This window comes from Staphylococcus sp. GDY8P72P (genome assembly GCF_016890655.1).
In the GTDB taxonomy this organism is placed as follows: domain Bacteria; phylum Bacillota; class Bacilli; order Staphylococcales; family Staphylococcaceae; genus Staphylococcus; species Staphylococcus arlettae.
In genome coordinates this window covers 1-14,722 of record NZ_JAFEQJ010000029.1, presented here as the reverse complement: position 1 = coordinate 14,722, position 14,722 = coordinate 1, and the positions used below count along the sequence as shown (strand labels likewise).

General features: G+C 32.1%; 16 protein-coding genes and 1 pseudogene. 9 read left to right on the top strand and 8 right to left on the bottom strand.

Annotated elements, in window-relative coordinates; genetic code table 11:
• Positions 1-748: 748 nt before the first annotated feature.
• A complete protein-coding gene (locus tag JVU85_RS11640; protein ID WP_204172612.1) occupies positions 749-2,554 on the top strand; it encodes a purple acid phosphatase family protein in 1,806 nt (601 codons plus the stop codon).
• Positions 2,555-2,634: 80 nt separating this feature from the next.
• Positions 2,635-3,315, top strand: a complete 681-nt coding sequence (locus JVU85_RS11635) for a hypothetical protein (RefSeq protein WP_021459412.1) — start codon at positions 2,635-2,637, stop codon at positions 3,313-3,315.
• Between the two features lie 53 nt (positions 3,316-3,368).
• On the opposite strand, the gene JVU85_RS11630 is transcribed toward JVU85_RS11635, so the two are convergent.
• The 6 genes from JVU85_RS11630 to JVU85_RS11605 all read right to left on the bottom strand — a co-directional run bounded on the left by JVU85_RS11630 (position 3,369) and on the right by JVU85_RS11605 (position 7,268).
• A complete protein-coding gene (locus JVU85_RS11630; protein WP_002510601.1) occupies positions 3,369-3,566 on the bottom strand; it encodes a hypothetical protein in 198 nt (65 codons plus the stop codon).
• A 35-nt stretch (positions 3,567-3,601) separates the two neighbouring features.
• Entirely contained in the window at positions 3,602-3,976 is a 375-nt protein-coding gene (locus JVU85_RS11625; protein ID WP_002510600.1) for a hypothetical protein, read from the bottom strand.
• The gene (locus tag JVU85_RS11620; RefSeq protein WP_002510599.1) at positions 3,973-4,509 is read right to left on the bottom strand and encodes an acyl-CoA thioesterase; all 537 of its coding nucleotides are present in this window, start codon (positions 4,507-4,509) and stop codon (positions 3,973-3,975) included. The genes JVU85_RS11625 and JVU85_RS11620 overlap by 4 nt, the downstream gene beginning before the upstream one ends.
• Positions 4,510-4,621: 112 nt before the next feature.
• The gene (locus JVU85_RS11615) at positions 4,622-5,509 is read right to left on the bottom strand and encodes a LysR family transcriptional regulator (protein ID WP_204172610.1); all 888 of its coding nucleotides are present in this window, start codon (positions 5,507-5,509) and stop codon (positions 4,622-4,624) included.
• Positions 5,510-5,639: 130 nt separating this feature from the next.
• A complete protein-coding gene (locus JVU85_RS11610) occupies positions 5,640-6,362 on the bottom strand; it encodes a MerR family transcriptional regulator (protein WP_193325432.1) in 723 nt (240 codons plus the stop codon).
• A 144-nt stretch (positions 6,363-6,506) separates the two neighbouring features.
• Complete coding sequence (locus JVU85_RS11605) at positions 6,507-7,268, bottom strand: MerR family transcriptional regulator (protein WP_002510596.1); 762 nt, start codon at positions 7,266-7,268, stop codon at positions 6,507-6,509.
• Positions 7,269-7,582: 314 nt separating this feature from the next.
• On the opposite strand from JVU85_RS11605, the gene JVU85_RS11600 reads away from it, so the two are divergent.
• Together JVU85_RS11600 and JVU85_RS11595 are read left to right on the top strand one after the other, a co-directional pair.
• The gene (locus JVU85_RS11600) at positions 7,583-8,809 is read left to right on the top strand and encodes a hypothetical protein (RefSeq protein WP_103388652.1); all 1,227 of its coding nucleotides are present in this window, start codon (positions 7,583-7,585) and stop codon (positions 8,807-8,809) included.
• A 594-nt stretch (positions 8,810-9,403) separates the two neighbouring features.
• The gene (locus JVU85_RS11595) at positions 9,404-10,468 is read left to right on the top strand and encodes a WD40/YVTN/BNR-like repeat-containing protein (protein WP_107376720.1); all 1,065 of its coding nucleotides are present in this window, start codon (positions 9,404-9,406) and stop codon (positions 10,466-10,468) included.
• A 123-nt stretch (positions 10,469-10,591) separates the two neighbouring features.
• On the opposite strand, the gene JVU85_RS11590 is transcribed toward JVU85_RS11595, so the two are convergent.
• Positions 10,592-10,933 (bottom strand): DoxX family protein, encoded by a 342-nt coding sequence (locus tag JVU85_RS11590; protein ID WP_002510594.1) that lies wholly within the window; start codon positions 10,931-10,933, stop codon positions 10,592-10,594.
• Positions 10,934-11,409: 476 nt separating this feature from the next.
• Between JVU85_RS11590 and JVU85_RS11585 the strand changes: the two genes are divergently transcribed.
• From JVU85_RS11585 to JVU85_RS11565, 5 genes and pseudogenes are all read left to right on the top strand, one after another.
• A complete protein-coding gene (locus tag JVU85_RS11585; protein WP_002510593.1) occupies positions 11,410-11,796 on the top strand; it encodes a CidA/LrgA family protein in 387 nt (128 codons plus the stop codon).
• Positions 11,797-12,483, top strand: a complete 687-nt coding sequence (locus tag JVU85_RS11580; RefSeq protein ID WP_142020057.1) for an LrgB family protein — start codon at positions 11,797-11,799, stop codon at positions 12,481-12,483.
• A 426-nt stretch (positions 12,484-12,909) separates the two neighbouring features.
• Positions 12,910-13,359, top strand: a complete 450-nt coding sequence (locus JVU85_RS11575; protein WP_021459402.1) for a hypothetical protein — start codon at positions 12,910-12,912, stop codon at positions 13,357-13,359.
• Positions 13,360-13,528: 169 nt separating this feature from the next.
• A complete protein-coding gene (locus tag JVU85_RS11570; protein WP_107373678.1) occupies positions 13,529-13,624 on the top strand; it encodes a type I toxin-antitoxin system Fst family toxin in 96 nt (31 codons plus the stop codon).
• Between the two features lie 188 nt (positions 13,625-13,812).
• A pseudogene (locus tag JVU85_RS11565) lies at positions 13,813-14,007 on the top strand (recombinase family protein); the annotation flags it as partial.
• A gap of 27 nt (positions 14,008-14,034) precedes the next feature.
• Here JVU85_RS11565 and JVU85_RS11560 read toward each other — a convergent pair.
• Positions 14,035-14,271 (bottom strand): hypothetical protein, encoded by a 237-nt coding sequence (locus tag JVU85_RS11560; RefSeq protein ID WP_204172608.1) that lies wholly within the window; start codon positions 14,269-14,271, stop codon positions 14,035-14,037.
• Positions 14,272-14,722 lie beyond the last annotated feature (451 nt).

The window sequence follows — 14,722 nt, the reverse complement described above, 5'->3', positions numbered from 1 at the left end:
ACGAATCGATCGTGTCCCAACCTCTTATTTTATATTTGGCTGTTTTTATACACGCTTTCCGCGGGCACTGCCTTAGCCTGTAGTTTGTGGCTAGTGCTTTTTCCTCAGGAGTCGCCCCAAATCACTGCCAATCGTATATAAAAAATTTTGTGATATATGTTAAATAGTGGTTATAATATTGAATCAATTGATAAGCGAACTGGAATTTTGATCGTGCATGCTTGCATGGGTTATGGTTCGAACATATAGTCTCTCACTCATATGATTCCCCCGGGCGTCAGCACGTTACAAAATCGGTACAACATGTATTTAGTTATTCAAAAACAATGTCGATTCGTATAATTGATCAATGAACTTGTTAACGATAAAATCATACTTGTATGTTGGAATTGCACTACAGACAATATGGTTCACTATGTTCGTTATCCAATAACCTTTCATGTACAATGCCAAAGCAGACAACGGATTATTTTCTGGGAAATAATGTTAATGGTTTTGTGGTTAAATGCATTGAACTATTCAAGTCATGACCTTTGAGCTGTTGTACCAATTCGTTTGTTACATAACATAGCAGGATGCATATTTTTAACTACTGTTGCAATTTCAATAAATTATCATTGGTTATCTTAGGTTTTATATAATATTAAAATATAATTTACATAGAATATATCAACTTAATATAGGATTAATTTAATGTTGCTAGAATGGTGATGTGAGACCTAATACGATTTCTTGGAGGAGAATATAGATGATACAGAAAAAGCACCAATCGACTGCATTACGTGCTGCAACGAGTTTTGTTTTATTATTTAGTCTTATTATTAGCCCTGAAACATCAACAGCAAATGCGTCAGCAAACACAGAACCAAATGCTACATCGCAGCAACAAAGCAATGATAAAATTAAATTATTAGATAGTAAACCTGAGGTTGCGGACATACCAAAACATAATAAACCCAACCGTATTATTACTAATATTAATGGTAATCCACAATCAGAAATGGGATTTAGTTGGTATACATCAGATAAATTTGAAGATGCTAAAGTATGGGTATCAGAATCGAAAAACTTTAAAGATGCTAAAACAGTTGATGCCAAAGCTAAAAAAGTAAATTCTAAATATCTTGAAAGAGATAAACATGGTAACATCATTTTCAAAGATATTGCCAAAAATGATGAAGGCGAACCAATTAAAAATAAAGACGGCAAAGAAAAGGTTAACGGCTATTATACTGATAAGCATGCTAGTGGTCCGGAATGGTTGAGTGGCGATAAACATGGTAAAACAGATTTAATAAGCGAACCGGAATATACATATAAAGCACAAGCCAAGGACTTAAAACCGAATACAAAATACTACTATAAAGTAGGTAGCGAGTCGGGTAAACAAAGTCAAATCGGACAATTTAAAACTGCAGGAGATAAAGGTGATCCATTTAGCTTCGTGCAATATACAGATACACAAAATGCCTTTTGGAATGAAAATGTAAGAAATGAAGCAATGTTTGGAGCAGACACATTAAAAAATGCGATTAAGACTGCTGGCGAGCCTAGTTTTGCACTGCACACAGGAGATTTTGTAGAAACAGCAGAAGTTGAAGATGAATGGAAAGATTTATATAAACAATCACGTCCATCGTTTATGTCATTGCCAGTAGTTGCTACAGCAGGTAACCATGATGAATATGCATTAAGCGAAGAGGATGAAAAATTATTAACTAAATTCAATGAGCATGTAAACGTACCGAAAGAAAATGATGCTATCAATGGAGGATCTTATTATTCATTTGATTATAACGGTGCGCACATGGTAGTTGCCAACACAAATGACAACAAGAAATCAAAAGATAATCCAGATGAAAAAGCAATTGGTAAGGAACAAATGGAATGGATTAAGAAAGATATCAAAAAAGCAAGAGAGAATGGGGCAAACTGGGTAGTGTTAAACTTACACAAACCAATGTACTCTAAATCATATCACGCATTATCAGATGAAGATGTGAAAAAGATTAGAGCAGAATTAACAAAACAAATAGATGACTTAGATATCGATTTAGTGTTACAAGGTCATGACCACGTCTTATCACGTACACATCCGCTAGAACATACATCGACTAAGAATAGCTTTGTTAACGCGAAAAAAGAAGATACAAAACAAGTAGTTGGTGAAGACAACGTGCCTTATTATGATAATCCGAAAGGCTCAGTTTATGTATTACCAAATACAGGTGGTACGAAAGAATATGACAGTATTTATGATCGTTCACTAGAACATATTAAAAAGGTAAGACCAGAACTAAGTTGGTTAACTGAAAAAGATTTAGAACACTATAATAGTTTATTCAAAGTAGGTAAACAGCCACAAGAATCAGAAGCCTTTAATGACAGTCACTCAAATAATCGTGATTCATCTTCTCAAAACTTCTCTGTTTATGAAGTAGAAGATAATACATTAAAAGTTAAAATATATCAATTGAGTGGTGACATTAGTAAAGGTGAGCAACGGAATATTGAATTAGTAGATGAATTTGGTATTCAAAAAGACGATAAATAATTAAACCAAATGAGGCTAGGACAAATTAACTATGTCCCAGCCTCTGATTGGTTTCTTTGGAAAAAGAGGTGTGATATAAAATGAAACAGACAATTAAAGGTGTCATACTGATCACACTAACTGGCATGTTGTTGGCGAGCTGTAGTAATGACAAGCAAGCAACTGAACAATCAACCGATAAAGTTGCCCATTCACAATCCACGCAACAAGATAAAAAAGCTAATGATTCCGTTAGTGATGAAGATAAACAAGCAATAAAAAAACAACTATTAACATGGCTCTCTGAACATGAAAAGGACAACGGAAAAGCCGTATCTAACCGTTATTTTGGTAGTGGTAGCATGTCAGACGGTGATTGGTATGCAGGAACTGAAGACGGTGAGATTCAAGTGAGTAATAGAGGTGAACCAGGGCCTAAAGCGTTTGATGTGCATACTGTGACTGGAGCAGTAACGTATACTTCTAACGAAGGTACAACAGGCAAAGATCCAGCTGCTAACAACTTATCCAATATCGAAGGCTATAACACAGTAGCAGACACCGACAAACCAATAACAAAATATCTATTTGCAGATAATGGTAAAGTCTATGAATATCAGTTTACGGGTGCTGAAGATATCACATTATCATCAGGCTTTGCCCCTAAAGACCATACCGATAAAGATCCGAACTTAAGCCCGAATCAAATGTTCAAAGTTAGTGAAAATAAAGCACTTAACAACTATTACAAAAAGTTATTAACTAAATATAACAATGAATAGATAAAGCGATAGCGCTAAAATAAAGGTATAAAACCTTAGTTTTAGCGCTATTTTTAAGATTCACGTGAAACATCATTTTTAATGAAATTATGATTTTTATATTCTTCAGTTAGTAACTGGCCTTCATTTGAGACATAAGAAAAATGGTCATCGAACGTCGATACTGTTGTGGGAAAGAGCCAGTATAGTTTTCCTTGTTCAAATGATGCATTGTTAGTGATACATAAGTATCTACACTCAGAAATTTTCATAGTTGACGCCTCTTTTAATTCAATGTAATCGGTAGTTATTTAATAATATTATTGTGAAAGACAAAGTTTGGTTCAGCACCTAAAATAATTAAGAACATTTGAGGGTAGTCCACGTTGTGTAAGTTCAACATCATATTTTTAAATAATATAAAATTTTGTTCTGCTTTAACTTTTTCGACTTCTTGTTCATATAAAGCTAACACAGATTCTCTAATTAAAGTAGGTCTATTATTTTGGACAAGTTCAGCATCGTTGGAAAACATAAGTAATCCTAAATATTTATAATGAATACTTAATTGTCTTGTTAAACTAGCGATATATTCTAATTTTGCGTAAATATGCGGCGCTTCATTGTGCAACTGTTCTAAATTTGATTTTACTTGTTTAAGTTCATCCATTTCACTAATCATTTTACACACTCCTCTAATTCCCATGGTTTTTTAATATTAAGTGAAGCAATCATCGATTTACTTTGTAGGCGTTTCATCTTACGAATATTTGCGCGATTTTCACCATCGCTAAATAACAAATGTTCTTCTGCAGTTTGAGGTTTGATTTTTGGAACTTTAATAGGGCGTTTATTTTCATCCAAGGCAACAAAAGTAAGGAAAGCTATTGCTGCAATTTTTCGTTCTGCAGTAATCATATCTTCAGCAATGACTTTACAAAAAATTTCCATAGATTTTTCACCAGTGTATACTACGCTAGACTCTACACAAACTGAATCAGATTGTGTAATAGGATGTAAAAACTCTACTGAATCTGTGGAAGCAGTGACACATTCTTTCACACGTGCATGTCTTCTAGCTGATAACGTAGCATTGTTATCAATTTTTTTCATTAATACGCCACCAAACAATGTGTTGTAATTGTTTAAATCGTTAATTAACACTTGATCTGTACTGACAATTTTACTATCACTCGGATATTTATAATTCTCCATCAAAAAACTCCCATTTCTATAATTTTTACAAGTTAAATTATAGTTTGGGAGTCCATAAATATAAAATATCCTTTTTTTATAAGGGTATAAATTTTGTGAATGCCTTTATACTTTAAGGATTCAGTAAGTAGTTTTCTTGGATATATTTAATCCAATCTTTAGTTAAAGAGTCTACGATGATATCTTTGCGCCAAATGATAGCGAGTTCCCATTTCATTGTGGCATCAGTGATTTCTATTGCTTGCAAATGCGTATCTAATAATTGCAAGATGCCTTCGGGTAGTATACAAACACCCATATTAGTTAATAACATTTCCTCTATAAAACTCCACTGTGACGTCTCGAAAATAATATTAGGATTAAAGCTGTAATTGCGACACGTTTCTTTAATTTTGTCATTTAAAAAGAAATCAGAATTAAATAAGATGAACTCTTCATCTGCCAATTCATCAATATTCACTGTTTGATGTTGAGCTAACCGATGATCTTTATGAACGACTAATTTTAATTTTTCTTCAATAAAAGAGAAGGTATTGAAATTTTTATTATTAGTAGGTAATACTGTAATACCCATGTCTAGATCTCCATAATACACATCATGTTCAATCGTTTTACTACCACTTTCAAATAATTGAAAGGTGACATTCGGGTAAGTTTCATGAAATTGGGAAATCAGATGAATGAGTCTGCGGATGTTAATAATGGATGGAATTCCAATTTTTAAATGTCCGGTTTTTAATTCTAATAAATTGCGTAATTCATTAGGAATATTATCATACATTTTTAGCATTTCTTTGCATTGAAAGAAGAAAGCTTCACCGGCATCAGTTAAGTAAATTTGATTTTTATATCTGTTAAATAACGTAACGTCCAGCTCAGCTTCCAATAATTTTATGGTGTTACTAATCGTAGGTTGTGTAACAAATAGTTCCGTTGCGGCCTTCGTCATACTCTTTTGTTTTACAACTTCTACAAAGTATTCCATGTGTCTAAGTTCCATAAGTTCACCCTCTATCTCTATTATTATGTATCTTGATTATTTTATTATTTGTAATTAATTGAGTATAGCATAAGATAAAAAACAATAGAGATAAAGGAAAGATTTGAGATACAAGATATCCTTACCAAAGTCAATGAGTAGTAACAACTATTTCAACACAATGATGTGATTGATGACAGTTTGTACAACTTAAATAGCGTGTCTTGGGTGTATGTTTAGCCAATATCCATGGTAAAATACTTGGTTTGAATTCTGTGTGACAGTGCGGACACATATACATTATAGAGTTATAGAAGCGGTTAGTTAGTTGAATCGCACAAATAACACCTAAAAGTAAGGCTATGATTAATGGTAGATAACTTTTCATGACAATGCTCAGCGATAAACCGATAACTTGAAATAATGTACCCATAGCACCAGTAACAAATAATTTTTTGTATAACTTCTGGGTATTTTTATTGTTGGCCAAAATAGTTTCAATGACATTTATTTTAGGTAATGGAGAAGTAGAAGACTCCGTAATCATACTTTTAACTTGTTTCATATGTTTAATTTTTTTCTGAGTTTCCGCTATTTTTTGTTCATCCTGTATGATTTTTTGCTCTAATAGCAAATGAACAGCTTTCATATCATGATTATTAATTAATAGTGTTTTAATATCTTTTAAACTTAAACCCATATCTTTGAGTGTGAGTATCGTTTTTAACCGTTCAACTTCGTTATCAGTATAAATTCTGTAATTATTATCTTTGATATAGGCTGGTTTAAGTAGGTCTTTTTTATCATAATATTGTAAAGTCCGAGTTGATATAGAACATAGTTTAGCTAATTCACCTGTTAAATATTGTGTCATTGGTTCACCTCCTTACTTCTGTTATAAACTATAACGTTAAGTCAGGGTCAATATTATTCCACAATTTGTAGCATTAAAGTTTAGAAATAAATAAACAAAACAATAGTATTAGACGGTAGGTAGAGTTACCGCTAATAACAAAATTTAATTTACTGATAGATTCGTCACAATAGCATCTCTGAGAAATTGCGCACCACCTGTAACAAATCGCTCATAGTAAGCAGTGAAAGCTGCGTCATGAATATAGAGCTCTGCTAACCCTATATGAGCTTCTGTAGAATAGCTTGGCCAAGTATATAGTAACCATTGTTTGTGTGTTGCTACAAGTTCTTGTGCTACCGCAGACGAGGGATCACCTGTTTGGTAGGCTTGTTGTAATAAATCGCCTATACGTTGTTCTAAATTTTTAAAATCATCATACTGCGCTTTAGACATATTTTTAAACTTTTCATTACTGTTGTCGATCACTTCATTACCATATTTGTTTCTGATTTCTTCTCCGTAATATTGCTCATTTTGTGAAATAGCTTGCGCTTTAAAACCTTCGAATTTTTCTTGATCAGTCATTGTAATCACTCCTTTTTTTGATGAAATTGTTTTTTCAATCGTTGATAACATAGTATCTAGACGATTACGTTTGTGCATCAGTTTGTCATAGTGCTCTTCTAAAGCTACCATTTGGTCAAATGAAGGTTGGTTGATAATGGTATTTATCTCTTTCAATGGTACATCTAATTCACGGTAAAAGATGATTTGTTGTAGTAAATCCACTTCGTTTTGCGTATAAATTCTATAACCAGAAGCGTTAATATCATGAGGTTTTAACAAGCCAATTTCATCATAATAACGTAGCGTTCTCGTACTGACTCCTGATAGATTTGCCAAATTACTAATGGTATATTCCATTTTGTTTCACCTCCACAATGCCTACTATAATGCTTGACGTTACGTGAACCTCAAGTAAAAATCATAATAATTTTAAAATATCAGTAAATCCTTGTCATACAAAGTGAATAATAGCTATTTATCGTTTATTATGTAGCAACTCTTAACGTTATTAAATTAATAATTTAAATTTTAAAAATATTTCGATTAAATATATAATTTGTTTATAAAATATGGTAATTTAACTATATATTAAATAAATTAAAACATGTTTGGTAGTAATTTTATGATCAAGCATTAGTTTTATAAAAAATTATATAAATGGAGTGCATAGTATGGAGCGATTTAAGTCTTTTATGAATAAGTATAAATGGTTTGTGATTGGTGGTGTAGTAGCACTAATTATAATAATTGTTGTAGCGACATTACTCGTAAAAAATCATAAGATTGATGTAGAGGATGACGTAAAAGTTAGTTTTAATGGTTATAATAAGACAGGGACAGCCGAAATTACAGATGATTCTTATGAAAAAATCATGAACAAACTTCAAGTAAAAGCGTTGAAACAAGCAGGTTTTAAAAATAAAGAAGTATTAAATATGATTGAAAATAACGAAACTGATGACTTAGATGAAGATGATTTTAATTATGAAGAGCAACAACAAGCGAGAACAGCTGGGAAAATTTTGGAACATGTTAACTTAGACATACATAATGGGGAAGAATTAAAAAATAAAGATAAAGTTACTGTGAAATTGACTATCGACAAAGGTATTTCGAAAGACTATAAGTTAAAAGTAAAAGAATTTACTAAAAGCTTTAAAGCACATGGTTTGAAAGAACCAGAAAATATTGAAGCAAAAGATTTATTTACAGCATTAAAACCTAAATTTACAGGTGTAAATGGTGCAGGTTCACTGAATTTAATTAGTAAAGATTTGCCTAAATCATTACAAGAATTATCAATATCTAACTATGATTTTACAGTAGCTAATAATGGAAATTTAAGTAATGGTGATGAAGTAAAACTTAAAATACCACAAAGCCTTATTGATGATATCAATGAGAGTGGATCGAGCACATTTTCTGGTAAGTCCACTCAAAATATTAAAGTTAAAGGGCTTAAAAATATTAGTAATTTAGATAATATTAATGAGTTAATCGATAAAAATAATACATTAATTGATAAAGAGTATGAAAGTGATGAATATACTAAATACAACACTGAAAATTTAGGTAATTATTATAAAATACAAGCAGATACAGCGGATGAATATTCATTTGGTGAGGAAGAAGACGAAAGTAGTGAAAAGGTGTCTCCAGTATCTGAAGTTGAACCTACGTATGTGTCATTAATTACGGCCGTTAAGGTTACTAAAACAGGAAAGTATTCTGACCCAGATGTCTCTTACACTTACCAAGGTTATAATAACTATCAGTTAGAAGATAATAGATTGGTAAAAGATGATATGACTGATAAAATGTCGATGACGAGTTCAAAAGATAAGCAGGATGAATTAAACAACGATCTTAAATCAGATGGTTTCAAAGAAATTAAATAAGTTTGTTGTCCCCTAATTTTGTAGGCAGTTTTGTGCACGCTTTCCGCGGGCACTGCCTCAGCCTGTGGTCTTCGGCTAGTGCTATTCCCGCAGGAGTCGGCCCAAGCACTGCCAATCTATAGAAAAACTTTTAGGAGAACTAATATTTAAGGTCTGTTTTCTGATAATAAAAAAAGAGGCTACAGACAAAGTTTGCGACTTTGTAGGCAGTTTTGTGCACGCTTTCCGCGGGTACTGCCCCAGCCTGTGGTCTTCGGCGAGTACTATTCCCGCAGGAGTCGGCCCAAGCACTGCCAATATAACTGAGACTGTGACGAATCAATTTTGTCACAGTCTTTTTTAAGGAGTTAAGTATCTCAAATAAAGTGGTTTTTAGATTGTAAATTAGAAACTAAAGGACAGTGTTAGCTTAATCTCATGTCCTTGGGTCATTTCAAAGAATGCCTAGTATTATAGTTAGTCACAGTCACGAAAATAATATTATTTTAAATATATTTGCTTTAATTTTGAATAATAAAGTTATAGTTTCTCTGTTTGGTGGTATAACAATGATTAATAGCAGTTTTAGTCAATATTTATTAACGGAGGGATTACTTGAAACAATTTGCTGTGACATATGATAATACGCTACTTATATTGTCGAAAGAGCAAGGAAAATATCGGATAGAAGCTAATTTTGAAGGTGCTAATCCATTGGCAGTTGCGCAAGACCCAATGGACCATAATATTTTATATTGTGGTACTTTTGATAGAGGATTATGGAAGAGCTCAGACTTAGGTGCGTCTTGGAAACCGATAGGTACACGTTTTAAACATCATGATGCATTTGCTGAAAATGATATTCATATGACACATATTACTACATTAGCAGCATTTAATTTAACAGGCGGTCAAAGTATCTTGCTCGTTGGTACAGAACCGAGTGCCTTATTTGCATCTTATGATCAAGGTGAGTCATTTGAATTAATTTCAGATTTTAATGATATTCCTAGCAAAGCACAATGGTTTTTCCCACCTAGACCACATACACATCATGTGAAGTGGTTAACGAGTAACATCAAAGAACCACAAAATATTTACGGCACAATTGAAGCTGGTGGTATGGTTTATTCAACAGATTATGGTAAAACTTGGTCTGCGCCTAATAATACAGAAGCACCCGTAGATATTCATGTTTTACGTGTACATCCTAAGTATCCTAATCAATTATACGGTGTATGTGGAGATGCCTTTTTAGAAGGTGGACGCAGTACATTTGTCTATAGTGAAGATTATGGTGCAACATGGTCAGATTTTAATGTAGGTATCGAACATAAGTATGGTTTCGGCTTGGCGGTAAATTCGGAAAAGGATTATAATTTTGTAATTGCGACGTCTAACTCACCTTATAATGCGCACCATTATGGTGAGGATACTTTTTCTACTCTATATTATGTAGATGATAGTGACCAATGGACTGAAGTAACAGCTGGTTTGCCGGAACGAGAAGGTACTTTAGTGTCTGCAGTGTCTGAAAGTATGGGTGTTTTTTATGTAGCGAATAACAAAGGTATTTTCTATTCTGAAGACGGAGGGCAACAATGGTCCTCGCTTAATATAAGTTGGCCGGAAGAGCTGACGCAACAACACGCCCACCAAATCATCTGGCTAGATTATTAAGTTGATGTTTATAAATAAAAAAGCGTCAAGTATAGTTATTGTGTACTTGGCGCTTTTAATATATTACTAGCTTTTCAATAATGTGAAAACATTGTTATGCAACTAGGACAGCGATTAAGAAAATCATATATAATACCAAAAGACTACGACATTGAGTAGAAAAAGAATAAGCGCTGGTAGTGCTTTAGTAAATGGAAAGTCTTTGTTAAAGATTAAAGATAATGCTGCTACAAACATAGTACAGCCTAATAAAATACTACCAAAAAGGGCACTAGGAACGAAAAAGATTCCAATTAGTAGCGCTAGGCCACCTACAAATTCAAAAGTACCAGTAATTTGATTAAAAATCTTTGGGTAGCCAAGTCGTTCAAACTCCTGGCTCATAGTACCAGACAATATTTTGACCCCTGTCATGAGGAAAAAGATCCCAACTACGATTTGTAAAATAATTATAATAATATGCATAAAACCTACTCCTTTCTGTTTAATACGAGAACCACAGGCTTTGTGGAAAGTGATACGTGTTATTCATCTCCATTATATGCCTAATGCGTGATTAAACAAAACGAAGCAAACTATTATATTGAATATTAAAACAAAAGATGAAATAATTATTAGACTATATTTAATAATTTGGCAATCAAATTTGAAGTGTTTTAAGTATTATTGTTACTACATAAATATTAGATAAGTAAAATTAAAATTCATATTATGAAAAATGTATTGCTAAAGAGAAATCATTTACCTGGCATAAAAATGTTTTAAAACAGATGTTAAAAACATTTAATCCCACTATTCGCTATCAATTCAAACTGTGTTCTAGAATTAATATATTTTAAGAAATTCTATTTCAGCTGTGTTGATTAGTTCATAATCAATACGGCTTTTGTAGTTATTTTGATTTTATACAGTTAATGACCATAGTCTTAAGGAGGGAGCGTATGAAAACTATAACCAAAATTTTCAGAATAATGAGTCAGATAGTATTAATCATGGGCGTTACATATCTTGGCAACATCATACAAAAAGCCTTCCATCTTCCTATGGCTAGTAGTATTGTCGGTCTCATCATTTTCTTTTTACTATTAAAATTTAAAGTGATACCTGAAAAATGGATAGATAAGGGAGCTAATTTTCTTTTAACGACAATGATATTTTTCTTTATACCTGCAGTAGTTGGGTTAATGGATGTTGTCACAGTTATTGATATGCATTTTATCCTGTTCTTTGTTTTAGTTATTGTTAGTACATTTGTTGTAGCTATTATTTCAGGTTATGTCGCAGAAGGGATGCTATCAAAGTCTAATAAAAGAGGTGGACATGATTAAATGGAAGTATTAAAAGCTATTTTCATGATTTTGTTGACCGTTATTGTGTATATCATTTCTAGAAAAATACAAATCAAATATAAAAATCCTATACTCAATCCTGCGTTGATATCAGCTATCTTTATCATCGCTGTCCTTGTGCTGTTAAGATTGGATTACTCTGACTATATGGCAGGGGGCAAATGGATAAACTATATGTTGAATTGCACAGTAGTGGCCCTTGCTTTGCCATTATATAAGTACTGGGAAACTATAAAAAGACATGCCAAAGTAATCTTTACTAGTGTATTTGTATCAACGCTTATTAATTTTTTTCTTATTTATTTAACGTTAAAAGTTTTTGGCTATTCAAAAGAAATTATAGTTACATTATTACCTAAATCTATAACAGCAGCTGTAGGTTTACAAGTTACACATCAACTCGGTGGTATTGATGCAATAGCAGTAATGTTTATCACTTTTACTGGAATAATCGGAAGTATGTTTGGAGAATACTTTATTAATATATTTAAGTTTAAAAATTCTATTGCTCGAGGACTATTCTATGGCAACTCAGCACATGGTTTTGGTACAGCAAAAGCTTTTGAATTTGATATAGAAGATGGTACGTTTAGTTCTATAGGAATGATACTTACTGCGGTTTTAAGTTCAATTATAATTCCGATATTGGTCTTAATATTGTATTGATGTAAGTCTATGCTAGAAATTCTTGTTCACATCAAAAATCCCCTCACTACTCGCAATAGTGAGGGGATTGGTGTATCTATGCTAGTTCCTTGTTAAATAAATTATAACATCTTGATAGGTTATAAGGTAAAATTACAATTTAATAACTTTATAGTATTTAAGAAATATATTTGTTACTCTTTACATGATGTGATGGATATGAAAACGATTTCCTATGATTATGGAAGCTTCGTCCGTTTTGTTGTTTTCTGGAGCTTAAACTGCTGCATCTTTGATTATTTTTTCTACTGCAATTAGAAGCATATACAGATCACTTACAAGTTTTATCTGATGCCGAAAGATAATATTAATACTTAATTATCCAACTCCTCAACTTCACAGAAAAGGGTTTTGTGTTAATAAAGATAAAATAAAAGTTATAGGAAGGTGAACATTATTAATTATCCCAAGTCGATACGTCGCTCTGTTTATTTATGGTATTTCGCAATAATTGCTGCTACGTTTGAATTAGTTTTAGTATTAATGCAATTTATGCTTGAAAATAGTGAAGAAACGGTAGGGAGCATTGTTATTAATATTATTCTCAGATTATTACTTTTTATCATTTTAATCTTAATTATTCGTCAATTACTTTATGCAAAAAATTGGGCAAGAATTGTTTTGACGATTTTGTTAGGTGTTTTTGGCATATTATCAATGATTGTCTCTCCAATACAGTGGATGCTTAATAACAATGTATTATCATTTTTTGAAAATATAAATTTATTTACATTGTTGTTTACAATTAGCAGAATACTTCATATCATATTTGTTGTTAGCGCTATTATTTTCATGTATTCACGTGAGGCTAATGAATTTTTTAAGAAAAAGACTTAAATTCAGATTAGTGTTATTTTCACAACAATTTAAGTATCGAGAGTTTTAAAATACTTCTGCGTAACTCAATATAGCGGAAGAACATAGGATTCAAAAGATTCAGATGGTATAATATTGAGGTCGCCTATCTCTCAGGCGTCAATTGACGTAGAGGGGAGGTGCATACGTAATGACCGACATCTTTGTAACCATCATGACCACAGCAGCAAGTGGTTGCATCGTTGCTTTGTTTGCGAACTGGCTACGCAAACGCAATGATAAATAGGCGACTAGCCACACCAAAAAATCCCCTCACTACTGGCATAGTGAGGGGATTTGGTGCATACATGCACGACATCTTTGTTAATTACATTATAACACCATAGAGGATGGGAATGCAAAATTGGTATCTATGGGTGATTAAATAAGATAGAGAGTATTATAGGATTTTTAATAATAATGTTCTTTGCTGGAATGATTATAGATTATGCGAGGGTATCTTCAATAGATCAAAATTTAGAAAGACAACTGCATAATTTAAAGGAGTTTGGCGTAGAGAAAATCTTTACAGAGAAACAATCAGGCAAATCAATGAGAATTAGACCTGTATTTCAAGAAGGACTTAATTTTGTAAGAATGAGAGATCGATTCGTTGAGGAGTCAATAAATCATTTTAAGGGAACAGTCTATTTAATCTTAAAAAATGCTGATAAAGAATAAAATCCCGCCAATTAAAAATAAAAATGATGCAAGTAATGATTTTCTCATAGTTACAATAAACATAGAGATTAAAAATATAGAATAGAAAAATGATTCTACATTTTGACTGAATTTAGTTACTTCAAGTAGATTAATACTTGCTAAGACTAAAAATATAATAGAAATCACAAAAAATACTATCTCGTAGCCCTTCCATTTAACATTTTCTCTCATTCGTATTCACACCTTTAAAACTAATATTCTCTTTCACAACTATATTTACATAAAAAAATAAATACGTAAACTACAATTTAATTTTACGAAAATCTTTTATGATTTTATTGTTATATTGGTACAAAACATTGTTAAACTATGTACTAAATGTTAGAAATCGTAAATTCATTAAAAGAAGCAATCGAATCAGGGATCAATCAAGACTGGTAACTATATAGAAGTAAACATGATAAGAATGATTATCTTCATGGTGGGGCAACGCAAATAAGAGATACTCACAGTTTCTCAAATCGCATAAAATATTACTGAATTAAGATTTGTATAATTAAGCAAGAAAGAATCTGTCTCTTAAGGGTTCAGCGCCTAAATGGCGAAGGGGTTGTTTATTTTATATTTATATAATTTTTTAAATATAGCACGGTGGTTAGTAATAGAATCAGTACTATTTTGA

Coding starts and splice junctions, on each gene's coding strand:
- JVU85_RS11640 (WP_204172612.1), top strand. CDS start 749: ATGATACAGAAAAAGCACCAATCGACTGCATTACGTGCTGCAACGAGT.
- JVU85_RS11635 (WP_021459412.1), top strand. CDS start 2,635: ATGAAACAGACAATTAAAGGTGTCATACTGATCACACTAACTGGCATG.
- JVU85_RS11630 (WP_002510601.1), bottom strand. CDS start 3,566: ATGAAAATTTCTGAGTGTAGATACTTATGTATCACTAACAATGCATCA.
- JVU85_RS11625 (WP_002510600.1), bottom strand. CDS start 3,976: ATGATTAGTGAAATGGATGAACTTAAACAAGTAAAATCAAATTTAGAA.
- JVU85_RS11620 (WP_002510599.1), bottom strand. CDS start 4,509: ATGGAGAATTATAAATATCCGAGTGATAGTAAAATTGTCAGTACAGAT.
- JVU85_RS11615 (WP_204172610.1), bottom strand. CDS start 5,509: ATGGAACTTAGACACATGGAATACTTTGTAGAAGTTGTAAAACAAAAG.
- JVU85_RS11610 (WP_193325432.1), bottom strand. CDS start 6,362: ATGACACAATATTTAACAGGTGAATTAGCTAAACTATGTTCTATATCA.
- JVU85_RS11605 (WP_002510596.1), bottom strand. CDS start 7,268: ATGGAATATACCATTAGTAATTTGGCAAATCTATCAGGAGTCAGTACG.
- JVU85_RS11600 (WP_103388652.1), top strand. CDS start 7,583: ATGGAGCGATTTAAGTCTTTTATGAATAAGTATAAATGGTTTGTGATT.
- JVU85_RS11590 (WP_002510594.1), bottom strand. CDS start 10,933: ATGCATATTATTATAATTATTTTACAAATCGTAGTTGGGATCTTTTTC.
- JVU85_RS11585 (WP_002510593.1), top strand. CDS start 11,410: ATGAAAACTATAACCAAAATTTTCAGAATAATGAGTCAGATAGTATTA.
- JVU85_RS11580 (WP_142020057.1), top strand. CDS start 11,797: ATGGAAGTATTAAAAGCTATTTTCATGATTTTGTTGACCGTTATTGTG.
- JVU85_RS11570 (WP_107373678.1), top strand. CDS start 13,529: ATGACCGACATCTTTGTAACCATCATGACCACAGCAGCAAGTGGTTGC.
- JVU85_RS11560 (WP_204172608.1), bottom strand. CDS start 14,271: ATGAGAGAAAATGTTAAATGGAAGGGCTACGAGATAGTATTTTTTGTG.